Annotated in this window: 19 protein-coding genes; 6 read left to right on the top strand and 13 right to left on the bottom strand. The window is 74.5% G+C overall.

All coding sequences use genetic code 11. The features are described from left to right. Positions 1-11: 11 nt before the first annotated feature. From wecB to ACIPXB_RS10010, 7 genes are all read right to left on the bottom strand, one after another. Entirely contained in the window at positions 12-1,121 is a 1,110-nt protein-coding gene (wecB, locus tag ACIPXB_RS09980; RefSeq protein WP_401446961.1) for a non-hydrolyzing UDP-N-acetylglucosamine 2-epimerase, read from the bottom strand. Positions 1,122-1,125: 4 nt separating this feature from the next. Then, on the bottom strand, positions 1,126-2,382 hold the full coding sequence (locus ACIPXB_RS09985; protein WP_401446964.1) for a nucleotide sugar dehydrogenase: 1,257 nt from the start codon (positions 2,380-2,382) through the stop codon (positions 1,126-1,128). Next, complete coding sequence (locus ACIPXB_RS09990; RefSeq protein WP_401446967.1) at positions 2,382-3,185, bottom strand: WecB/TagA/CpsF family glycosyltransferase; 804 nt, start codon at positions 3,183-3,185, stop codon at positions 2,382-2,384. The genes ACIPXB_RS09985 and ACIPXB_RS09990 overlap by 1 nt, the downstream gene beginning before the upstream one ends. Beyond that, positions 3,182-4,327, bottom strand: a complete 1,146-nt coding sequence (locus tag ACIPXB_RS09995) for a hypothetical protein (protein ID WP_401446969.1) — start codon at positions 4,325-4,327, stop codon at positions 3,182-3,184. The genes ACIPXB_RS09990 and ACIPXB_RS09995 overlap by 4 nt, the downstream gene beginning before the upstream one ends. 452 nt (positions 4,328-4,779) lie before the next feature. Next, on the bottom strand, positions 4,780-5,379 hold the full coding sequence (locus tag ACIPXB_RS10000) for an acyltransferase (RefSeq protein ID WP_401446972.1): 600 nt from the start codon (positions 5,377-5,379) through the stop codon (positions 4,780-4,782). 193 nt (positions 5,380-5,572) lie between these two features. After that, positions 5,573-5,809: a chaplin gene (locus tag ACIPXB_RS10005; RefSeq protein WP_401446974.1), complete on the bottom strand. Its 237-nt coding sequence runs from the start codon at positions 5,807-5,809 to the stop codon at positions 5,573-5,575. 110 nt (positions 5,810-5,919) lie between these two features. Continuing rightward, positions 5,920-7,173: a hypothetical protein gene (locus ACIPXB_RS10010; protein WP_401446976.1), complete on the bottom strand. Its 1,254-nt coding sequence runs from the start codon at positions 7,171-7,173 to the stop codon at positions 5,920-5,922. 146 nt (positions 7,174-7,319) lie between these two features. Here ACIPXB_RS10010 and ACIPXB_RS10015 point away from each other — a divergent pair, with 146 nt between their 5' ends. Both ACIPXB_RS10015 and ACIPXB_RS10020 read left to right on the top strand, forming a co-directional pair. Next, positions 7,320-7,796, top strand: coding sequence for a hypothetical protein (locus ACIPXB_RS10015; protein ID WP_401446978.1), 477 nt, complete (start codon positions 7,320-7,322; stop codon positions 7,794-7,796). A gap of 117 nt (positions 7,797-7,913) precedes the next feature. Next, positions 7,914-9,164 (top strand): MFS transporter, encoded by a 1,251-nt coding sequence (locus ACIPXB_RS10020; RefSeq protein WP_401446980.1) that lies wholly within the window; start codon positions 7,914-7,916, stop codon positions 9,162-9,164. A 131-nt stretch (positions 9,165-9,295) separates the two neighbouring features. Here ACIPXB_RS10020 and ACIPXB_RS10025 read toward each other — a convergent pair whose 3' ends face one another. Continuing rightward, entirely contained in the window at positions 9,296-10,603 is a 1,308-nt protein-coding gene (locus ACIPXB_RS10025) for a serine hydrolase domain-containing protein (protein WP_401446983.1), read from the bottom strand. Positions 10,604-10,916: 313 nt separating this feature from the next. Between ACIPXB_RS10025 and pgm the strand changes: the two genes are divergently transcribed. From pgm to ACIPXB_RS10040, 3 genes are all read left to right on the top strand, one after another. Next, positions 10,917-12,557: a phosphoglucomutase (alpha-D-glucose-1,6-bisphosphate-dependent) gene (gene pgm, locus ACIPXB_RS10030; protein WP_401446984.1), complete on the top strand. Its 1,641-nt coding sequence runs from the start codon at positions 10,917-10,919 to the stop codon at positions 12,555-12,557. 81 nt (positions 12,558-12,638) lie between these two features. Continuing rightward, positions 12,639-14,300 (top strand): PQQ-binding-like beta-propeller repeat protein, encoded by a 1,662-nt coding sequence (locus ACIPXB_RS10035; protein WP_401446986.1) that lies wholly within the window; start codon positions 12,639-12,641, stop codon positions 14,298-14,300. A gap of 361 nt (positions 14,301-14,661) precedes the next feature. Continuing rightward, a complete protein-coding gene (locus tag ACIPXB_RS10040; RefSeq protein WP_401446989.1) occupies positions 14,662-15,390 on the top strand; it encodes a hypothetical protein in 729 nt (242 codons plus the stop codon). A 62-nt stretch (positions 15,391-15,452) separates the two neighbouring features. Here the strand turns inward: ACIPXB_RS10040 and helR are convergent, their stop codons facing one another. Next, positions 15,453-17,621 (bottom strand): RNA polymerase recycling motor ATPase HelR, encoded by a 2,169-nt coding sequence (gene helR / locus ACIPXB_RS10045; protein ID WP_401447180.1) that lies wholly within the window; start codon positions 17,619-17,621, stop codon positions 15,453-15,455. A gap of 205 nt (positions 17,622-17,826) precedes the next feature. On the opposite strand from helR, the gene ACIPXB_RS10050 reads away from it, so the two are divergent. Next, positions 17,827-18,399, top strand: coding sequence for a GNAT family N-acetyltransferase (locus ACIPXB_RS10050; protein WP_401446991.1), 573 nt, complete (start codon positions 17,827-17,829; stop codon positions 18,397-18,399). On the opposite strand, the gene ACIPXB_RS10055 is transcribed toward ACIPXB_RS10050, so the two are convergent. The 4 genes from ACIPXB_RS10055 to ACIPXB_RS10070 form a co-directional block, all read right to left on the bottom strand. Beyond that, positions 18,375-19,133 carry a nucleoside 2-deoxyribosyltransferase domain-containing protein gene (locus ACIPXB_RS10055; RefSeq protein ID WP_401446992.1) on the bottom strand — a complete coding sequence of 253 codons (759 nt, stop codon included), beginning with the start codon at positions 19,131-19,133 and terminating at the stop codon, positions 18,375-18,377. The two genes, ACIPXB_RS10050 and ACIPXB_RS10055, sit on opposite strands and share 25 nt — an antisense overlap. Further along, positions 19,123-19,989 (bottom strand): alpha/beta fold hydrolase, encoded by an 867-nt coding sequence (locus tag ACIPXB_RS10060; RefSeq protein WP_401446995.1) that lies wholly within the window; start codon positions 19,987-19,989, stop codon positions 19,123-19,125. The genes ACIPXB_RS10055 and ACIPXB_RS10060 overlap by 11 nt, the downstream gene beginning before the upstream one ends. Further along, positions 19,986-20,837, bottom strand: coding sequence for a macrolide 2'-phosphotransferase (locus ACIPXB_RS10065; protein ID WP_401446997.1), 852 nt, complete (start codon positions 20,835-20,837; stop codon positions 19,986-19,988). Before ACIPXB_RS10065 ends, ACIPXB_RS10060 begins: the two co-directional genes overlap by 4 nt. A gap of 74 nt (positions 20,838-20,911) precedes the next feature. Next, positions 20,912-22,447, bottom strand: a complete 1,536-nt coding sequence (locus ACIPXB_RS10070; RefSeq protein ID WP_401447000.1) for an AMP-binding protein — start codon at positions 22,445-22,447, stop codon at positions 20,912-20,914. Positions 22,448-22,456: the final 9 nt, after the last annotated feature.

Raw genomic sequence — 22,456 nt, forward strand, 5'->3', positions numbered from 1 at the left:
CACAACGATTGCTACGGCAGGAGAGCGGTCGGTCTGGCCCGGGTCCGCGCGCTCCCGCCGTCCAGCAGGACCCGGGCTATGCGCTCGCTCGCCCGGCCGTCCCACAGCGGTGGGCAGCGGGGCGCAGGCGGGTCGTCGAGCACCCGGTGCACCGTCGCCGTGATGCGCTCCGGGTCGGTGCCCGCCAGGACGTTGGTGCCCTCCTCGACGGTGATGGGCCGCTCGGTGTTCTCCCGCAGCGTCACGCAGGGCACGCCCAGGGCGGTGGTCTCCTCCTGGACGCCCCCCGAGTCGGTGAGCACCACCCGGGCGGCGTCCTGCAGGGCGATGAAATCGAGGTACCCGGCGGCCGGCACCACCCGGATGCCGGCGGGTACGCCGATCCCGGCCAGCCGCTCGGCCGCCCGCGGGTGCACGGGCAGCAGCAGCGGGCAGCGCTCCGCGATCTCGCCCAGCGCCTTCAGCAGGCCGCGCAGCGCCCCGGGGTCGTCCACGTTGGCCGGCCGGTGCAGCGTGACCAGGCCGTACCCGTGCCGGGCGAGGCCGTAGCGGTCCAGGACGTCCGAGGCCCTGGCCCGCTCCAGGTTGGCCAGCAGCGTGTCGATCATGACGTTGCCGACCACATGGATCTGGTCCTCCCGGTACCCCTCCGACCGCAGGTTCGCGGCGGCGTCGGGCGAGGGGGCCAGCAGATAGTCGCTGACCCGGTCGGTGGCGACCCGGTTGACCTCCTCCGGCATGCTCCAGTCCCGGCTGCGCAGGCCCGCCTCCACATGGGCCAGCAGCGGGCCGGCCTTCGCGGTGACCAGGGCGCAGGCCAGCGTGGAGTTGATGTCGCCGACCACCACGACCGCGTCCGGGGCCAGTTCGTCGACCAGCGGCTCGAACGCCGCCATCACCCGGCCCGTCTGCTGGGCGTGGCTGCCGGACCCGGCGCCGAGGTACCGGTCGGGGGACCGGATGCCGAGATCGCGGAAGAAGACGTCGCTCATGGACGCGTCGTAGTGCTGCCCGGTGTGGACGAGGACCACCTCGGCGCCGTGCCGCTCCAGTGCGTCCATCACCGGTTTGATCTTCATGTAGTTGGGCCGTGCTCCGGCCACGCAGATGATCCTGGACATGCCCTCAGAGCACCTCCACGGCCGGACCGGAGACCCGGTTGCGGCAGTCGAGGACGAAGGAGGCGTGCTCGGTGATCATCCCGTAGTCGAAGGAGTCGTGGTCGGTGAGCAGGACGACCACGTCCGCGGCGGCCAGCTCCTTGCGGGTCGGCTCCACCCGCACGAGTCGGGCGTCGACCGTGATGCCCTCCACCACGTGCGGGTCGGCCGCGCGCACCCTGGCCCCCATGTCGAGCAGCAGCTGGGCGACGCGCACCGACGGCGACTCGCGCGCGTCGCCGGTGTTCTTCTTGTACGCGAGCCCCAGCAGCAGGATCCTGGAGCCGTTGACCGAGCGGCGTCTGGCGTTGAGCGCGTCGATGACGCGGCGCGTGACGTACTCCGGCATGTGGTTGTTGATGTCGTTGGCGAGTTCGACGAAGCGGAAGTTCTGCCCGAGCTCCCGCTGGACCCGCCAGTTGAGGTACGAGGGGTCGATGGGCAGGCAGTGGCCGCCGACCCCGGGCCCCGGCGTGAACTTCATGAAGCCGAAGGGCTTGCTGGAGGCCGCCTCGATCGCCTGCCAGACGTCGATGTCGAGGTGGCGGGCGAACATCGCGATCTCGTTGACCAGGGCGATGTTGACGTGCCGGAAGGTGTTCTCCAGCAGCTTCGCGAGCTCCGCCTCCTTGGGCGAGCGCACCGGCACCGTCCGGTCGACGAGGTCGGCGTAGAAGGACTCCACGGCCTTGAGCGAGGCCGCGTCCACGCCGGAGACGACCTTGGGCGTCTGCTGGAAGCCCCAGACGGTGTTGCCCGGGTCGATGCGTTCGGGGCTGTACCCGAGGTGGAAGTCGGCACCGGCGGTCAGGCCCGAGCCGTCCTCCAGGATCGGGCCGAACAGCTCCTCGGTGGTGCCCGGATAGGTGGTGGACTCCAGGACGACGGTCGCGCCCGGCCGCAGGAATCGGGCCAGCGTGTGCGCCGACTCCTCGATGTAGCGCAGGTCGGGGGCGCCGTCCTGCAAGGGCGTCGGCACCGTGACGACCGCCACGTCGAACCCGCCGCAGTCGCGGGCGAGTTCACTGGGCTGGTAGGTGCCGCGCTCCAGCGCCCGCACCAGCCGCTCGGAGGAGACGTCCTCCACGTACGACTCGCCGGCGGCCAGGCTCTTGACCCGCCGTCCGTCGACGTCGTACCCGACCACCTGATGTCCGACCTCGGCGGCCCTGATGGCCAGCGGAAGGCCCACGTATCCCTGTCCCACGACGACGACGCGCATCAGTGACTCCTGTTCGCGGAACCGGCAGACGGTGTGGCGGGCGGGGTGGCCGACGCGGCGCGGCGGAGCAGCTCCCGGACCGTCATGAGGAGGAAGGCGGTGTTGGTGGTGAGATAGCGCTTGCCGAGCCGGCGGGGTTCCTGCAGGGCGCGGTAGAACCATTCGAGGCCCAGCCGCTGCCAGGCCAGCGGAGCCCGCTTGGTGATGCCGGCCAGGATGTCGAAGGAGCCGCCGACGCCGTGCACCACGTGGGCGCCGGTGCGCGCGCCGTAACCGGCCGTGAAGATCTCCTTCTTGGGCGAGGTCATGCCCAGGAACAGCAGCTGGGCGCCGCTCGCGGCGACCGCGTCGGCGATCTCCCCCTGCTCGGAGTCGTCGAAGTAGCCGTTGCGGCTGCCGGCCACGCGCAGCGCAGGGAACCGCTCGGCGATCCGCCCGAGCATCAGGTCCAGTACGTCCTGCCGCGCGCCGAGCAGGTACACGGACACGCCCGCGGTCTCGGCCGCGGCCAGCAGCCGCATGAACAGGTCGATCCCCGCGACCCGTTCGGGCAGCCGGACGCCCAGGACGCGGCCGGCCCACACCACGGCCTGGCCGTCGGCCAGCACGAGGTCGCAGCCGGCCACGGCCGAGGCCAGACCCGGGTCGCGCCGCATATTGACCAGCTTGGCGGCGTTGACCATGCCGATCTCGATCCGGTCCCCGCGCCGGACCGCCTCCAGGCAGCGCTCGACGGTCTCGTCCATGGTCAGCGCGTCGAGCGCGACCCCGAACAGGTGCTGCCGGGTGGGGAGCCGGGTCATCCCTGCACCTCCCCGAGCCAGGCGTGCAGCATCCAGCCGAACTCGTACGGCCTGCACTCGCGGTCCACCGACAGGGGGCGGAAGAGCCGGTCGAGCGGGGCCAGCCGGGCCTGCGGGGCCACCTTGGTGGTGATCCCGCGGGCGGCCCGGACGGCCTTGACGGGGTCGCCGCGGTAGACCTTGCGCCAGGTGACGCCGTAGTCCTCGCGGATCATCGACTCGCGCGGGGTGCCGTCGGGCCCGCAGATCTCGGGCACCTCCGTCATCCAGCGCAGCCCCCGGCGGATCGCGGGGCCGAAGTCGGTGCCGCCGGCCTCGGCCAGGTCGAAGAGGGCGGTCGGGGCCATGGCGTGCTGGTGCACGCTGTAGACGGGATAGCCCTCCACCACGCCGCCCGTGCGGGCGTCGTAGTGCCACCACCACTGGCCGCCGTCCCCCTGGAGGTCGCAGATCCGGGCGGCGCAGTCGTCGGCGGCCGCCAGGGCCACCGGGTCCGGGCCGCTCGCGTGCAGCCGGGCCAGGGCCTGGAGCGGATACGTCTGGTCGGCGAAGCAGGCCACGTGGGAGCGGTACCCGGGGACCAGCCCCGGCCCCGTGGCGTGCGGGAACAGCGGGCTGTCGGCCACGCGGGCCGACAGCAGGCGGTCGCGGGCGGCCGCCAGGCGGTCCTCCACGTCCACCGCGCCGCGGGCGGCGGCGAGCGCGGAGAGCACCCAGGCCGCCTCGACCGTGTACTGGGGCCGGCCGGGCACGTCCAGCGCGGCCACCCGCGCGAGGGCGTCCACCAGCTTGGGGTGGCCGGTCTCGGCGGCCGCCCACGTGATGAGCGCCGCGTCACCGAGGTTGGTCACCGCGGGCAGCCGCTCCACCAGCAGTGCCGTGAACTCCTCGGCGCCGTGCCCGCCGAACAGCGGGCGCTGCCGGTCCTCGGGCAGGAACCGCGCCCCCAGCGCGGTGATGGCGGCGTACCGGGTGCTGGTCCCGCGCCGTTCCACGCGACGGGCGCCGTCGGAGGTGACGGTGCCCGCCCGGGTGAACACGAAGGTGTCCGCGCCCGGCAGGTACATGCCCGGCAGCCCCGCCTCGGCGAGCGCGAGCAGCCGCTCGGCGAGGGCGTGCAGCGACGGGTCCTCGTGGGCCAATGCTTCTAATCGTGCGGCGGTCACCGGATCCCCACCCCGGCTTCCCCTGTGCTGTGCGCAGCGCGCATGTCAGAGCTGTACGGCTCCCGCACACCTACCCCCTCCATCGCTCCTCGGACAGACCTGGCGGTCGTCGTTCCGGGGCAGGGGACTGCGCATGACGGCGCACGTGCCGGCGGTGTGATCCCCCCGATGGCACGAACCGTCCGGGGCCGCCCACTGGATCCCCCCAGCGATGCCCCGGAGCGGGAGCACACGCGGACGACGGTGTCGGCGGGCGCGCCTGCGCGCCGTCCGTCACCTGGTCCGTGATGCCCTCGTCGTGTACAACCCCCCACTGAACAAAGCCTGTTGGCTGCTCAGATCCCGTGTACAGGGACAAGGTATGCCCAAGGATGTTCGTTGATTGCGGTTTTGAGAAAATGCCGGTGACCCAAATTGCCGACGTTCCGTCAGGTGCGCTCGACGAGCGTTCCGTCCGTCTCCTCGTGCAGCGCTCCGGTGCGCGGGCACTCCCACACGCCCGGCTCGTCGGCACGTTCCACCAGGCGGACCCCGGCCCGTCCCACCCAGCCGATCCGGCGCGCCGGCACCCCCGCCACCAGCGCGAAGTCCGGTACGTCCCGGGACACCACGGCGCCGGCCGCGACCAGCGCCCAGCGGCCCACCCGTACGCCGGCCACGCACACCGACCGGGCGCCCAGCGAGGCCCCTTCGGCCACCACGACCCCGGCGGCATCCCAGTCGTCACCGCGCTTGAGCCGGCCGTCGGGGTCGACGGCCCGCGGGTAGAAGTCGTTGGTGAGCACCGCGGCGGGGCCGATGAACACCCCGTCGCCGAGCTCGGCGGGCTCGTACACCAGCGCGTAGTTCTGGAGCTTGACGTGGTCCCCGATCCGTACGCCGGGGCCCACGTACGCCCCGCGCCCCACGATGCAGCCGCGGCCGAGCCGCGCCTCCTCGCGTATCTGCGCCAGATCCCAGATCGTGGTCCCGTCCCCGAGTTCGGCCGTCTCGTCGACCTGGGAGGAGGGCTGGATGCGGACACTCACGGCGGTCCCCTTAACGCTCGCGCGGCGTTTGACGCACGGAGCATATGCCGCCGGGGGCCCGCTCGCCCCGGAGATCAACCGACTGTTCACGCAGTCGACTTGAGGGCCCGGACCGTGGTGGGGCCCGGGAGTGCGGGGGACAGCGCCCGGTCCCGCCCCCCGGCAGGGGACGGGACCGAAGGTCACCCGTGCGTCAGTCGTTGATGCAGAGGTTGCCGCCCGCCGGGTTCAGCAGCCCGATGATGTTGACGCTGTTGCCGCAGACGTTGATCGGGATGTGGATCGGAACCTGGACCACGTTGCCGGAGAGGAAGCCCGGCGAACCGGCCGCGATGCCGTGGGCCTCGCTGTCCGCCACGGCGGCGCCCGCGCCGCCCATCATCGCGCCGACCACGAGGCAGGCGGCGGCGGCAAGGGTGCGGATCTTCATGTGGATCTCCCGTCGAATGAGGGTGTGCGCTGCCCATCCCACCGCAAACGGGGCTTCCCGCAGGCCGATTGCTCCACCCGTGGGCGCGGTCCCCGCCGCCGCCCGCCCGTTCAGTCCTGCCAGTAGAACAACAGTGTGTGGACGTCCAGCGGACCGCGCTCCCCGAAGTGGTAGACCCCGAGCCCCGTGACCCGTACCGAGCCGGCCGTCGCGTCGATCCAGCGCAGGCCCGCCGCCTCGAGCGCCGCGCGGGCGGCGGGCGCGTCCTCGTAGTCGCCGGCGAAAGGGCCGAGCGTGCTGATGAACACCGTTGCGGGGGCGCCGCGTTCACCGTCACCGGCACCATCGTCCGGGTCGCGGTACGCGATCACGTGGTACGTGCCGCCACCCTGCTGGTGGTGGTCGCCGCAGGACACCGGGGGCCCGGGGGAGAGCCCGGCCGCCGCCAGCGCGGCCACGGCCCGGCGCAGCTGCCCGTCCTCGTCGAACGGCTCCGGCGGCGGCGTGCACAGGGCCTCGATCCGCCAGCGCGGATCGCTGCCCGCCTCGCACCCCGGCCCGTACGTGTGCACGATCGCCCGGCGCACCTCCTCGTCCAGCCCCTCGACCTCGACCCGGGGCCGCCCCAGGGCCTCGTACACCGCCCGGACCGCCGCCGTGTCGCCGGTCAGGCGGTGGAGCGCGTACGCCGCCCACAGCTTCGCGTCGGCCGTCGGCGCCCGGTCCAGGTAGCCCCGCAGGGCGGCCGGGTCGGCCGTCAGCGACTGCGCGAGATGGGCGACCCGCGGGTCGGGGTCGGCGAGGGCGTCCGTGACGTCCTCGTCCGCGCGCCGGCGCAGGCGTACGACGCAGGCCCGGTCCTCGGGCCGGTCCCCGTCGAGCGCGGCCCGGACCGCCGCCGTCCCGTGCCGGTCGACCAGCGCGTCCAGTCCGGCCTCGCCGGCCGTACGGCGGTGCTGCCAGGGGCTGAAGGCGACCGTGGCCAGCTCGCCCGCCGCCGTGAGGTCGCCGAGGGCTCCGCGGGCCCGCAGGACGGCCTCCGTCATGCCGTACGCGCCGTCGTGCCGCCGGTCCTCGTGCCGCAGCCAGGGCAGCAGTTCCTCCCGGTCCGCGAGCAGGCCCAGCAGGGCCCGGCGGACCTCCGCCACGTCACCGGTGTCGCGGACGCACGCGAGCAGGCTCCCGATCCGCCCCGGCGGCACCCGCCCGGCCAGCGCGTCCACGCATGCCGTCCGGCGCCACCACGGCTGCCCGCGGTCGGCGGCGCACCGGGCCAGCCGGTCGGCGTCGTACGTCCGCAGGGCGGCGGTGTCGATCCGGCCGGCCTGCGGGGTGAGGGTCCTGATGGTCGTGATCCCGGGCATCCGGGGATGCTACGGCGCCGGATGCGCGCCCCGCGACCGGGAATCCGCCCGGTCGTTTCAGGAACTTCTCATCCACCACCCAGCTCACGCACAGGTTCGGCCCGCACGCTGGAATCCCGCCACTCGTGAGCATCGGAAGGGCACCCATGAACAACGTCCGCAAACGCGCAGGAATCGCCGCCGGAGCGGCCCTGGCCGGGATCGCCCTGGCCTTCCCCGCCGTGGCCTTCGCCGACGGTCCCGAGGTCCCGGCCCGGCAGCACGCGGGGAAGGGGGCCGAGCAGCGGCAGGAGCGGCAGAAGGAACTGGCCGAGGCCCTCGCCCAGGACCTCGGCGTGCCGGTGGAGAAGGTGACCGGGTCCCTGGAGAAGTTCCGGGCCGCGCAGGCGGAGAAGCACCGCAAGGACGCCGCCGACGGCAAGGGCGCCCCCGACCGCAGGTCAGGACCCGCGGGTGAGCGGCCGGACGCGGCCGCGCTGCAGAAGCGGCTGAGCGAGCGCCTCGACCGGGCCGTCGAGGACGGCAAGCTCACCCGGGCCCAGGCGGACGCGATCCTGGCCGCCGTCAAGTCCGGCGTGCTGCCCGGCCCGCTCGGCGGCCGCCCCCACCTCCAGGGCCGCTGACGCCCCGGCCCCGTCGCCCGGCCGCCCCGCCGCCGCCCCGCCGCCGGGCGGCGGCGGGGCGACCCGGTCGGACCCGCGCGGCGGCGGGCTCGGCGCGGCGCCGATAGCGTCGTCGTCATGGGCACGGACGTGGAGCGGGCGACGGAGCCGGGCCGGCACGGGATGCGGTACTGCCTGCTCGCCGGCGCCGTGTTCGCGGTGTGCATGGCGGGCACCACCCTGCCCACCCCGCTGTACGGGCTGTACCAGGAGGAGCTCGGCTTCTCCGAACTGATCGTGACCGTGGTGTACGCCGTGTACGCCTTCGGGGTGATCGCTGTGCTGCTGCTGGCCGGCGACGCCTCGGACGTCCTCGGCCGCCGCCCGGTCCTCGCGTGGGGCCTCGCCCTCGGCGCGGCGAGCGCGGTGTGCTTCCTGTGCGCCCGGAGCGTCGGGGGACTGCCGCTGCTGTACGCGGGGCGGCTGCTGTCCGGGTTCTCGGCCGGCCTGTTCACGGGCGCCGCCACCGCGTACGTGCTCGAACTGGCCCCGCCCGGCGGCCGGGACCGGGCCACCTTCGTGGCGACCGCGGCGAACATGGGCGGGCTGGGCTGCGGGCCGCTGCTGGCGGGCCTGCTCGCGCGGTACGCGAGCGCGGACGGCCTGCCCCTGATCCTGCCGTTCGCCGTGCACCTCGTCCTGCTGGCGGTGTCGGCCGGCGTCCTGCGGGCCCTGCCGGAGACGGTGGCCGGGCGGCGGCCCGGCCGGCGGGTACGGCCCCGCCGGCCGGCCCTGCCCGCCGAGGTGCGGCCGGTGTTCCTGCCGGCCGCCACCGCCGCCTTCGTGGGCTTCGCCCTGCTGGGCGTGTTCACCTCGGTGGGACCGGCGTTCCTGAACGAGTCGCTGCACGTGCACGACCGGGCCCTGATCGGGCTCGTCGCCTCGCTGGCGTTCTTCGCGTCGCTGGCCGGTCAGCTCGTGGTGGGCCGGCTCGGGGTCGCGCGGTCCCTGGTGCTGGGCTGCCTGGTCCTGATCGCGGGACTGGCCCTGCTGGCCGGCGGGCTGGTCACCGAGGTGCTGGCCCTGGTGGTGCTGAGCGCGCTCGTCGCCGGCGCGGGGCAGGGGCTGGCGTTCCGGGGCGCCCTGGCGGCGGTGGCGCGGGCGGCGCCGGAGCAGCACCGGGCCGCCGTGATCTCGGCGCTGTTCGTGGCGGGGTACGCGGGGATCTCGGTACCCGTGATCGGGGTGGGCCTGCTGTCGGGACCGCTGGGGCTGGAGGACGCGGGGCTGGTGTTCATCGCCTGTATGGCGGCACTCGCGGCGGCCGCGGCGGCGTACCTGCTGCTCCGCCCGGTCGGCGGCCCGGGCACTGCCCGCCGCGGGGAGTGACACGCGGGGGAGTGACACGCGGGGGAGTGACACGCGGGGGAGGGACGGGCGCGGGAGGGACGGGCGCGGGAGGGACGGGCCCCGCTGCTCCCCGCCGCGAGGGCGGGGAACGGCGGGGCGGGCGCCGCGGCTCAGCGCCGCTCGGCCAGGTCCGCCTCAGCCGGGGCGACCGGCGCGAACCCGCGCTCGGACGGCGACCCGGCGACCGCCGGCTTCTTCCCGCAGAAGGCGGCCTCGAGGGTCCCGCCGAGCGCCGTGTTGGCCGCGCCGCGGTTGGAGGTGTTCGCCATCGCGGAGAGCGAGCGCCGCCCGTCGCGGGTCGAGAAGGCGTACGTGTAGAAGCCCTGCACCGTGCCGGTGTGCCCGTACACCTGGGCGCCGCAGGACAGGTCGTAACGGCGCAGGCCGAGCCCGTAGAACCGGGTGTTGGTCGCGTCCGTCGGGGTGACGGTCGTCATGGCCTCCAGCGTCTTCGGCGAGAGCAGCCGGCCGCGCATCAGGGCGGTCGTGAAGGTGTTCAGGTCCTCCGTGCTGGAGATCACCGCCCCGGCCGACTGCGCCCAGGACACGGTCTGCTCCGTCGAGTCGACCAGCGGCAGGCCGGCCTCGTCGGGGTGCAGGTAGCCGCGCGCGTGCAGCCCCTCGATCCGGGTGTCGGGGTGCACGTACGAGGTGTTGCGCAGGCGCAGCGGCTTGAAGATGCGGCGCTCGTACTCCGTGCCGACGGACCGGCCGGTCGCCTTCTCGATCAGCATGCCGACCACCACGAAGTTGGTGTTCGAGTACTTGTACGCCGCACCGGGCTCGGTGGTGCGGGGCGAGGCCAGGGAGAGGTTCAGCAGCTCCTGGTAGCTGAACACCCGGTTGCGCACGGCCTCGAAACCGGGCACGGTCTGCGCGAACATCGCGTCCGTGTAGTCGGCCAGTCCGCTGCGGTGGGTCAGCAGGTGACGCACCGTGATCCGGTCGTCGGGCAGCAGCCCCGGCAGGTACCGGTTCACCGGCGCGTCGAGCTCCAGCCTGCGCTCGTCCACCAGCTGGAGCAGCACCACGCTGGAGAACGTCTTGCTCACGCTGCCGATCCGGAACCGCGCCGCGGTGTCCATCGGCGCGCCCGACACCCGGTCCCGGACGCCCGCCGTGCGCGTCCGCACGCCCTCGGGGCCGGAGAAGCGGGCCATCGCGCCCGGCGCGCCGTTGGCCATGGCGGCCTTCAACGCGGCGTCCACGCCCTCCAGATCGGGGGAGGGGGGCCGCACCTTCGAGGCGGACTCGAAGTTGGCCTCGAAGGCGGCCCGGGCGGCCGCCCGCGCGGCGGCCGCGGCGGCGTCGGGGGCGACGGGGTCCGCGGAGGCGCTGGTGGCCTGGACGAGACCGCCCAGCAGCGTGGCGACCACGGTGGCGCTCACGGCCAGGTGGCGGCTCATGGAACGGGACACGTGTGTGCTCCTCTTGCTCGATCGGTGGGGCGGAGGGCCGCAACAGAGGAAACGGCCCACCCGGGTGGCCCGGTTCACGACGCGTCGCGAGGACCGGGCCCCACCGAACAGGAGTGCCGCCGCCCCGGATCGGTTGCCTGACATCCCCTCCGATCCACGCGGCCCACCGGAGTATCGTGTTCCGGTTCACCGCACCGCGCCGGGGCCCGGCAGGGTGCCGACTGGGCGGAACGCGGCACGCGGGTCACCATGGACCCACCCACGCAGTGGCCCCCCCTCTGAATTCCCCGCAGCAGAAAGAAGGAGCCGACGGATGCCGAACGAGCGCGCAGGGCGCCAGGCACAGCCGGAAGACCTGGTCGACGTGGCCCGTCTCGTGACGGCCTACTACGCCTTGCACCCCGACCCCGCGGACCCGGCCCAGCGGGTCGCCTTCGGAACCTCCGGCCACCGCGGGTCCTCGCTGGCCACGGCCTTCAACGAGGACCACATCACCGCGACGAGCCAGGCGATCTGCGAGTACCGCGAGCGGCAGGGCATCGATGGGCCGCTCTTCCTCGGGGCGGACACCCACGCGCTGTCCGAACCCGCCCGGGTGAGCGCCCTGGAGGTGTTCGCCGCCAACGACGTGACCGTCCTCATCGACTCCGCCGACGGCTACACGCCCACGCCCGCCGTCTCGCACGCGATCCTCACCCACAACCGCGGCCGCCGCACCGGCCTGGCCGACGGAGTGGTCGTCACCCCGTCCCACAACCCGCCCGCGGACGGCGGATTCAAGTACAACCCGCCCCACGGCGGCCCGGCCGGCTCCGAGGCCACCAACTGGATCCAGGACCGCGCCAACGAGATCATCACGGGCGGGCTGGGGGACGTACGGCGGCTGCCGCTGACCCGGGCGCTGGCGGCGCCGGGCACCGGCCGCCACGACTTCCTCGGCGCGTACGTGCGCGACCTGCCCGCCGTGCTCGACCTCGACGCCGTCCGGGCCGCGGGCGTCCGCATCGGGGCCGATCCGCTGGGCGGCGCCTCCGTCGCCTACTGGAGCCGCATCGCCGAGGAGCACCGCCTCGACCTCACCGTGGTCAACCCGGAGACCGATCCCACCTGGCGCTTCATGACGCTGGACTGGGACGGCAGGATCCGGATGGACTGCTCCTCCCCGTACGCGATGGCCTCGCTGATCGAGACCCGCGACCGGTTCCAGATCGCCACCGGCAACGACGCGGACGCCGACCGGCACGGCATCGTCACCCCGGACGGCGGGCTGATGAACCCCAACCACTACCTCGCCGCCGCCATCGCCTACCTCTTCCGGCACCGCGAGCAGTGGGCGGCGGGGGCCGGCATCGGCAAGACGCTGGTGTCCTCCTCGATGATCGACAAGGTGGCCGCGGACCTCGGCCGTGACCTGGTGGAGGTGCCCGTCGGCTTCAAGTGGTTCGTGGACGGCCTCTCCGACGGCAGCCTCGGGTTCGGCGGCGAGGAGTCGGCCGGCGCCTCGTTCCTGCGCCGCGACGGCTCGGTGTGGACCACGGACAAGGACGGCATCATCCTGGCCCTGCTGGCCTCGGAGATGCTGGCCGTCACCGGCCAGAGCCCCAGCGAGCAGTACGCCGGCCTCACCGCACGGTTCGGGGAACCGGCGTACGCCCGCATCGACGCCCCGGCGACCCGGGAGGAGAAGGCGGTGCTGGGCCGGCTGTCGCCCGACCAGGTCGGCGCCGACACCCTGGCGGGGGAGGCCGTGACCGGCGTCGTGACCCACGCCCCCGGCAACGGGGCGGCGTTCGGCGGCATCAAGGTGACCACCGAGCACGCCTGGTTCGCCGCGCGTCCGTCGGGCACCGAGGACGTCTACAAAATCTACGCCGAGTCCTTCCTCGGCCCCGACCACCTGGCCCGCGTCCAGGAGGAGGCCACGTCGGTGGTCTCACGGGCCCTGACGGCCTGACCGCGCACGGATCGTCCCGCGGCCGGGCTCCCGGCCGGAAAAGTGTTCCGGACCGGTGGCCGCGCGGGACACACTTGATCCATGAGTGGTGGCGACTTCGGTGAGGTGACGGGCCCCGGCGAGCGGGGACAGGGCGGGCAGCCGCCCGGTGGACCGGCCGGGCACCCGGCCGGTCCACCGGGCGAGGCGGCGCCTCCTGGCCCGTACGCGCCGCCGCTGCCCGCCGGTTACGGCATGCCGGGGCAGCCGCGGCAGTTCGGACCGCCGCTGCCGCCCCTCACCCCGGCGCCGGTGCGCGAACCGCGGTCGCGGCGCCGGACCGCCGCGCTGGTCGCGGCGGTGGTCGCGGCCCTGCTGGTCGCCGCCGGGGGCGTGTACGTCGTGGCCGTCGACCGCGGCGACCGCGGTGACACGGCGTCCGCGGACGCGGCGCCCGCGCCCGCCGGCACGGCCGCCGTCGACCAGGGCGACGGCAAGGGCCCGGGCGGCCCGCCGCACGTCTACGACCCCAACGCCGGGATCAAGCCGGGCGAGGCCCGGGTCTGGTTCAGCGACAACCGGACCGAGCTCACCCGCTCGGGGGCCCAGCAGTACGGCCCGTGGCGGGTGGGCGAGGTCGTGGTCAGGGCCATGTTCAAGGAGATCGTCGGCCACGGGGTGAGCGACGGTCAGGAGAAGTGGAAGGTCTCGCTGGAGACCCCGCTGTGCGGGGTCCCGCAGGGCCCGGCGGCGAGCGGGAAGCTCGTCGTCGGCGTACGCACCGGCGACAGCCCGACGTCGCGCTGCACGCACCTCCAGCAGATCGACCTCACCACCGGCACGGCGGGCTGGAAGGTGGAGGTGCCGCAGGAGAACTCGGCCGACTTCGGCCTGGAGTACGCGATGGCGATCTCGGGGGACACCGTCGCGGTCGCCCGGTCGGCCGTCATGAGCGGCTTCTCGGTGACCGACGGCCGCAAGCTCTTCGGCACGTCGAAGACGGGGAACTGCACCCCGGCGGCCTTCGGCGGCGGAGCCAGGCTGATCGGCGTCCGCAACTGCTTCGCCCCTGGCAGTGCCGACAACCAGGTCATGATCCAGGACGTCGACCCGGCGACCGGGCAGCCCAGGTGGAGCTACCAGTACCCCCAGGGCTGGAGCCTCGGCCGGATCCTCTCCCTGGACCCGCTGGTCGTCGCCGGCTACCACTCCGGCCAGAAGGCCTGGAACATCACCGTGTTCCACGCCGACGGCACGATCCGTTCGCAGACCGACATGAAGTTCGCCGTCAACGGCCGGTGCAACGGGTGGGGCAACGGCCTCACCGGCCTGCAGGCCTGCGACGCCGCCGTCGCCGACGCCGACACGCTCTACATCGCCGGGGGCAAGCCCGGCAAGCACCTCGGCATCGACGAGGTCGACGAGGTCGTCGCGGTCGACCTCAACACCGGCCAGGAGAAATGGCACGCGGCCGCCCCCAAGGGCCGCACCATGTGGCCGCTGGCCATCGAGAACGGCGCGCTCCTGCTCTACGTCGAGGCCGGCGCCGGGGAACCGGGCGAGATCGCCACGCTCCCGCCGGGCGGGGGCACCCCTCAAGTGGTCCTGCGCAGCCCGGCCATGGCCCGGGGGGCCCAGTCCGTCTTCTTCTCCCACAGCGTGCGCCTGGCCTGGTCCGGCGGCCGGCTCTTCCTGCTCAAAGGCACGGTGCGCAGCCCGGAGCCCACCATGGTGGACCACGCGATCCTGTCCTTCGGCCGGTAGCCGGGCGGCACCCGCGGGCGGTGGCCGTGGCGGGCGGGCCGGGGCCCTTCTATCGTTGGTCGTCATGTGGCCAGGACAGCAGCCGCCCGGGGGCGGGCAGGACGGGCGGAACGGGAGTCAGAACCCGTACCGGCAGCCGGACTACGGGCAGGGGACGCAGCCGTACGGGCAGCAGGCCTCCCCGTACGCACAGCCGGGCCCGTACCAGCCACCGGGCCCCTACCAGCCACCGGGTCCCGCACCGTACCCGCCGTCGCCGGGACCGCCGCAGCTGCTGCCCCCGTCGTCCGCCCCGCTCCCTCCGCCGCCCGGGCCCCCGCGGTCCGGGGCGCGGCGGCGGACCACCGTGCTGGTGGCGTGCGTGGCGACCGTCGTGCTCGCCGCCGCAGCGGTCACGGGGGTCGTCGTCCTCCGGGACGACGACGGCACGCCCGAGGCGGCCGCACCGCCCTCCGGCCCCGTCAACCCGGGCCAGGTGAAGCCGACGATCGCGGGCTGGAAGGTCGTGGTCAACCCCACGTACGGGACGGCGTTCGACGTCCCCGCCGACTGGGAGGTCCTCTCGCCCGACGTGTTCAGCGGTTACGCCGACCACGCGGATCCGGACAAGCCGGTCATCGGGCACACGGCGCCGGCGCACTTCAAGTCCAAGTGGTGCAGCGCCGACGCGAACGGCGACGGCAGGACCGAGGACGTCCGGCTCGCCGCCACCGGCACCAAGGGGGCCGAGGGCGCCAAGGACACCGACGAGGTCGCGCAGAAGACCGCGACGGCCTGGGTCTACGGCGCGTACACCCAGCCGGACAAGAGCGCCGTCACGTGGGACAAACCGAAGCGGTACACCACCCGGTCCGGCATCAAGGGCAGTTACGTCACGGCGCGTTCCGAGGGCGCCAGGAAGATCACCAAGTGCGACGGGGAGGGCCGGTCGATCGCCTTCGGCTTCCGGAACTCCAAGGGCGACTTCGTCGCCTGGGACTTCCACGGCAGGACGGGTGTGCCCGGCGCCGTGAGCGACGAGCTCATGATGCGGATCATGAGCACCGTCCGGATCGCGGGCGACCCCGCCCCCACGTCACCGCCCCCGTAGGCCGGGGCGTGCCGGGCGCGCCGGGCCCGCGACGGCCGGTCCGGCGCGCCCCGCACCGTGCGTCACGGGCTCGTGAGGACGACGAGCCGCTGGGTCGCCCGCGTCATGGCGACGTAGGTGTCGACCGCGCCTTCGACGCCCTCGCCGAAGCTGTCCGGGTCGACCAGGACGACCAGGTCGAATTCGAGGCCCTTCGCCAGCGACGGGGTCAGCGACCGGACGCGGGAGGTGCCCCGGAAGGAGGGATCGCCGATGACGCAGGCGGTCCCCTCGGCGTGCGCGGCCAGCCACTCGGCGAGGACCGCGTCCAGGTCCGCGGCCGACCCGTGGCCGACGGGCACCCCGCCGGCGCGGACGGACGTGGGCACGTTGGCGTCCGGCAGCGCGGCCCGGATGACCGGCTCGGCCTGCGCCATCACCTCCGCCGGTGTCCGGTAGTTGATGCTCAGGGAGGCCATCTCGATCCGGTCGAGCCCGATCCGCTCCAGCCGTTCCCGCCACGACTCCGTGAACCCGTGCCGGGCCTGGGCGCGGTCCCCGACGATGGTGAAGCTCCGTGAGGGACAGCGCAGCAGCAGCATCTGCCACTCCGCGTCGGTCAGTTCCTGGGCCTCGTCCACGACGATGTGCGCGAACGGACCGGCGAGCCGGTCCAGGTCCGCTGCGGGCAGGGCGCCCTCGTCGACCAGGCTGTCCTGGAGGTCCTTCCCGCGCAGCATCCGCACCGCGCCCTCGCTGTCGTCACCGGCCGAGGCGAAGTCGGCGGCGGACAGGATCTCGTCGATGACCAGGGCCATCCGCTCGCGTTCCGCGGCCACGGCGGCCTCGCGCGCCCGCCGGCGCCGGGCGGCCCCGGGGTCGCCGAGCCGCTGCCGCGCCGCGTCCAGCAGGGGCAGGTCCGACACCGTCCACGCGTGCGGGGCGTCCGCGCGCTGGAGCGCGCGCACCTCGTCCGGGGCCAGCCAGGGAGCGCACAGGCGCAGGTAGGCGGGCACCGTCCACAGGTCGCCGACCAGGTCGGCCGCCTCCAGCAGCGGCCACGCCCGGTCGAGCGCCCCGACCAGCTCCTCGTCGTGCCGCAGCGACCTGCGGAACATGTCGGGCGGCACGTCCTCCTCGTCGCACTTGTCCAGCAGGATCGTGGCCAGTTCCTCCCGGATCAGTTCGCGGGCCTCGTTGTGCGGGGTCCCGGCCGCCGCCTCGAACGCCTCGGCCCAGTCGTCGGCGCTCAGCCGTACGTCGGCCCATGGCGTCGAGACGGTCATCGCCTCCGTGGGCGGCTCCTCGTAGATCCGGACGGCCTTCTCGACGGCCTTCACCATGTCCGCGGACGCCTTCAGGCGCGCCACCCGCGGATCGCTCTCCACGGGCGCGTCGGCCCCTTCGGCGACGAGGTCCCGTACGGTGCAGGTCCGCACCCCCTCCTCGCCGAGGCTGGGCAGCACGTCCGCGACGTAGTTCAGGTACGGCTGGTGCGGGCCGACGAACAGCACGCCGCCGCGGCGGTGGCCCAGGCGCGGGTCGGAGTACAGCAGGTGGGCGGTGCGGTGCAGGGCGACGACGGTCTTGCCCGTACCCGGGCCGCCGTCGACGACGAGCGCACCGCGCGAGCCCGCGCGGATGATGGCGTCCTGGTCGGCCTGGATGGTGCCGAGCACGTCGCGCATCCGGGGCGAGCGGTTGCCGCCGAGGCTGGCGATGAAGGCGGACTGGTCGTCGAGTGCCGCGTGTCCCTCGAACCCGTCGGCCGTGAACACCTCGTCCCAGTAGTCGCCGATCCGGCCACGGGTCCAGCGGTAGCGGCGGCGGCTCGCGAGGCCCATCGGGCGGGCGTGGGTGGCGGCGAAGAACGGCTCGGCCGCGGGAGAGCGCCAGTCGATCAGCAGCCGGCGGCCGTCGCCGTCGGTGAGGCCGAGCCGTCCGATGTAGACCGGCTCGGGGTCGTCCGCGCCGACGATGCGTCCGAGGCACAGGTCCAGCCCGAAACGCCGCAGGGTCCGCAGCCGGGCGGTCACCCGGTGGATCTCCGCGTCCCGGTCCATCGCCTCCCGGCCCGCGCCACCGGGCGCCCGGCGCAGCTCGTCGAGCCGGCCGGACAGTTCGGCGATCGCCTGCCGGAGGCTGTGCCCGAGAGCCGCGAAGTGCTGCTCGTCCCGGGCGATCAGCGCCGGGTCGGCCTTGGGGGAGAGGTGCCCGGGAAGGTCGAACGCGCTGGTGGTGACAGGGTTCAAAATCATCAACTTTCGGCTGTCGATGTCGTCGAGCCGAGATTCTGCGTGATCACCGGGGCCTTGCCGCAAGCCCCCCTGTGCGCTATATGTTGAGAGTGGCAAGAGGTGGCACCACCCTCTGCCGCCCCTCTCCTGACCCACCGCTGAGCCGGCGCCGCGGCCGAAAGTCGATCAACGGGTCTCCGGCCGGTCGTACGGTCGTGTCATGACCAATGCTGACGACATGCCCCTCGTGTACCGGTTGGCCCGGCCCGAGGACGGGAAGGCCATCGAGGCACTCGACGGGTCCTTCACCACGCACTCCGTGTTCCGGGTGACCGTGGGCGAGGACGGGTTCGGGATCCGTGAGGAGGCGGTGGACCCGCCGGTCCACAAGGTGTTCCCCGAGGAGGAGCCCGAAGACGACGGAGACGACGAGGCGGGCGACGACGAGGACCCCGGCGCGCGGACCTTCGTCGCCCTCGACGGGGACGCGCTCGCCGGGTTCTGCGCCGTCTCCTACGCGCCGTGGAACCGGCGGCTGACCATCGAGGACATCGAGGTCGCGCCCGCCCACCGCGGCCGGGGCGTCGGACGCGCCCTGATGGGGCACGCCGTGGAGTTCGCGCGCGAGTGCGGCGCCGGCCACATCTGGCTGGAGGTCACCAGCATCAACGCCCCCGCCATCCACGCCTACCGCCGGATGGGCTTCGCCTTCTGCGGACTGGACACCGCGCTCTACGAGGGCACGCCCTCGGCCGGCGAGCACGCCCTCTACATGAGCATGCCCTGCCCCTGAGCCGCCAGCAGCCGCGTGACGGCCGGGGCGGCGCCGTCCGCGGGCGCCACCGTCACGGTGAGCAGCCACTCGGCCGCCTCCGCCCCGGCCTGCGCCCCCGCCCCGCCGAACCACTCGACGCGGGCGTCCAGCAGCCGGTCCCCGGCCGCCGTCCGTTCCCCGTACCACCGCCGGAACGGCCCGGTCCGCCACACCGGCAGCGGTACGGCCCGCTCCCCGCCGGCCCGGGGCACGCCCGTTCCGACCCGGTCCAGGGCCACCCGTACGGTCTCCTCGACCGTCCGCGCCACCGGCACGGCGAGCGCGTCGGCGAAGTGCAGCAGGTACTCCATCCGTTCGGCGGCGGGCGGCGCGCCCAGCACCGCCCGGCCCGAGCCGCACCACGTGCCCCACTTGATGTTGGAGACGAGTCCGGGCAGCCGGGCCATGTCGCGCGGGATCCAGAAGACGACCACGTCGGACAGCCGCATCGCCTCCTCCTCCCAGCCGATCTGGTCGGCGTACGCCGGGTAGTGGCCGCCGGGCGACGGCTCGGGGACGAACACCGCGAGGGTGCCCCCGCCCGTCCACCGCTCGCGCAGCGCGGCCACGGCCGCCGGCCGCCAGGACGTCTCGCGCGGGTCGGTGGGCGTCGGGCCGCACAGGTACACCGCGGCCGACCAGGCCGCGGGCGGGTCTTCGTCGACGTGCACGACACGGACCCCGTCGGGCCGCAGGGTGGGGTCAGAGGGCATGGGGGTCTCCCGTGGGGGTCGTCTCGAAGAAGGTGAGGACGGCCTCGTTGAAGGCCTCGGGCCGTTCCAGGAAGCCGAGATGGCCGCAGTCCGCCAGCTCCAGGTAGCGGCCGCCGGGCACCGCCGCGGCCACCTCCCGGCCCAGCCGCGCGGGCGCCAGCAGATCGTCCGCGAAGCCGACCACCAGCACCGGGGCGGTGATCGCCGCGTACGCGGGCAGCCGGTTGCGCGTCAGCGGCCGCACCGGGCGCACGGCGGGGCCGCCCGAGAGCGCCGACAGCTCGAAAAGGTCCAGCCATTCCTCGGCCGCCGCCTCGTCCGCCAGGGTCCTGGGGGAGAGGTTCTGGGTCATGCGGACGACGGCCTCGTACGCCGCCGGGAGCCGCAGGTCCCGCTCCGCCGCCGCCCGTTCGGCCCGGGCCAGCGCGTCGCCCACCGTGTCGGGCCGGCCGCGGGTGGCGGCGAGCACCGCGGCCGTGGCCGCGGACGGGTCGGCCAGCAGCAGCTCCTGCACGGCGAGGGCGCCGAAGGAGTGGCCCACCAGCCGGCAGGGCGGCAGGTCCAGCGCGGCCGTCACCTCCCGTACGTCGTCCGCGAGATCCTCGGCGGAGGCGGAGGCGGAGGCGGAGGCGGACGCGCTGCCGGGCGCCCGGTGGTCGAAGGTGATCACCTGGTGGCCGGCCGCGGTGAACGCGGGCACCTGGCGGGCCTCCCAGATCGCGCCGGACCCGCCGCCGCCCGCCACCAGGACCACGGGCTCACCGGTGCCGTGGACCGCGTACCGGATCCCGCCCGGGGTCCGCCCGGTCACCGGGCCCGGCCCCGGCGCTACCCGGCCCCCTCGCCCCGCGCTCATCCGGCGATCCTGCTCATCGCGGTCTCCACCCATGCCGGGCGGCCGGTGTCCAGACCGCGCAGGGCCACGTGCACCCACAGGAACGAGGCGCGGGCCAGGATGTGCGCCCGCATCCCCGGCCGGACCTCGCCGCCCGCGTCCCGGTAGGCGTCGAGCAGCCGGTCCAGCACCGGCGGCCCGCCCGCGTACAGCAGGTCGACGAAGTCGGCGGCCGGGTCCCCGACCCCCGCGTTCGCCCAGTCCAGCAGCCCCGACAGGCGCGGCGGACCGGACAACGGCCGTTCCACGAGGGTGTGTCCGGGGTGGACGTCACCGTGGACCAGGACGAGCCGGTCGGGCCACAGCTCGTCGTCGTCCAGCCAGGCCTGCCAGCGCCGGGTGCGCGGCCCCGGCAGCCGCAGCTCGGTGCGGGCGCGCGCCAGCTTGTCCGCGACCGCCGTGCGCAGCTCCCCGGGCGTCGTGGCGGGGAGGGCGGCCGCGGTGCTGTGCACCGTCGCCAACGCCCGTGCCAGCGGCCCCAGATAGCCGTCCGGATGGGCGAGCGGATCGATCGCCCAGCGGTAGACGAGAAGGTCCTGGTCCTCGGTGCCGGCCGGCTCCCCGGGCAGCCGGGGATAGGCGACCAGCCGGGGCGTCCGCAGCCGCCAGTCCGGTACGGGTACGGGCATCCGGTCCCGTACGGCGGCCAGCACCGCCTCCTCCCGCTCCAGCCGGCGCACCGCCTCCGGGCGCCGCGGCTCCCGCAGGATCCACCACGCACCGTCCCGGGCGCGGATGTGCGTCACCAGGAAGTCCCAGCCGCTCTCGTCCGGCCGCGCGGACCCGGGGTCGAGCTCGACCCCGAGCAACTCCGAAACGTAAGCGGCGAGTTCCTCCCGCGCGGCGCGCCGGTCCGGGTCCTGCCGAGGATGCGTGTCCTGGGTCACCGGGCCACCGCCGCCCCGCCGAGGTGGCGGTCGCGGGTCGCGTTCCGGTCGACCTTGCCGGTGTGCGTCTGCTCCAGCGCGGCGACCGCGACGATCCGGCTGGGCACCATGTGCGGCGGTGCCACCAGCGCCAGTTCGGCCCGGATCCGGTCCGCCGCCTCCTGCCCCGGCCGCCCCGGCACGGGGACGAAGAAGGCGGCCAGCGAGGTGTGGGTGGGACCCTCCACCCGGGCGGCCGCCACGGCGGCGACCCCCTCGCACGCCCCGATCAGCGCCTCCACGTCGAGCAGGTCGACCCGGTGGCCGCGGATCTTCACCTGGTGGTCGCCGCGCCCCCGGAAGACCAGGGCCCCGCCGGGCGCGGTGCCCACCAGGTCCCCGGTGCGGTACCAGCGGACGCCGTCCGACGTGGCGAACCGGGCGGCGGTCGCCTCGGGCATGCCGTGGTACCCCAGCGCCAGGCTCTCCCCGGACACGTGCAACTCACCGCTGTCGTCCACCCGTTGGCCCACGTGCGGCAGCGGGAAGCCGATCGGCAGGTCCCCGCCGATCGTGGGCGGCGCCGCCACGTCCGGCCCGGCCAGCTCGATCGCGTGCGTGACCAGCGCCGTCTCCGTCGACCCGTACGTGTTCAGCAGCCGGATCCCGGCCGCGCCCGGCAGCCGGTGCCAGCGTTCCAGCATGTCGGCGCGGACCGCCTCACCGCCGATCACCAGCGTCCGCAGGCACCGCGGCAACTCCCCGCCCCCGTGCAGCAGATCCGAGACCAGCGTGTTCCAGAAACCCGTCGGCAGCACCGCGACCGACACCTCCTGGTCCTCCACCACGGCGGCGAACCGCTCGCGCGCCGCGTCGTCGACGACCAGCGTGGCGCCGGCCGTCAGCGTCGGCAGGATCTCCTCCAGGCTGGTGTCGCCGCCCGCCCCGTGGAAGTGCAGCACGGTCGCGTCCGCGTCGACCCCGTACAGGCTGCGCAGCTCGGGTACGACCGCCCCCAGTGCCCGGTGCGGCACCACCACCCCCTTGGGCTCCCCGGTGGAGCCCGAGGTGAACAGCACGTACGCCGGGTCCGCGGGCCCGGCCGGCACGGCGCCGCCGCGCACCGGGCCGTGGGCCGGGGTCCAGCGCGGCCGGACCACCTTCGCCACCGGCGGCTGCCAGCCGTCCTCGGCGGTGGCCACCGCCTCGCGGCAGCCGACCCGTTCCAGGGTCGCGGCCAGCCGCGCCGCCGGGTACCCGGCCTCCAGCGGCACGTACGCCCGGCCGGCCGCCAGGACCCCGAGCATGGCCGCGACATCGCGGGCCGAGTGGTGCACGACGACACCGACCGGCGGCTGCCATCCCCCCGCGCCGCCGGGGCCGTCCGGTCCGGCGGGCTCCGCCGGTTCGATCGCCCCGGCCACGTCGAGCGCCCACTGCGCCAGCGTGCCGTAGCCGACCACCAGTCCGTTGTCGACGACGGCCGGCCGCCCGGGATCGTCACGGGCGGTCGCGAAGAAGGGTTCCAGAAAGGCGATGACGGCGGAGCTCATTGTCAATTT

It is taken from the genome of Streptomyces sp. NPDC090022, from assembly GCF_044748145.1.
Taxonomy (GTDB): Bacteria; Actinomycetota; Actinomycetes; order Streptomycetales; family Streptomycetaceae; genus Streptomyces.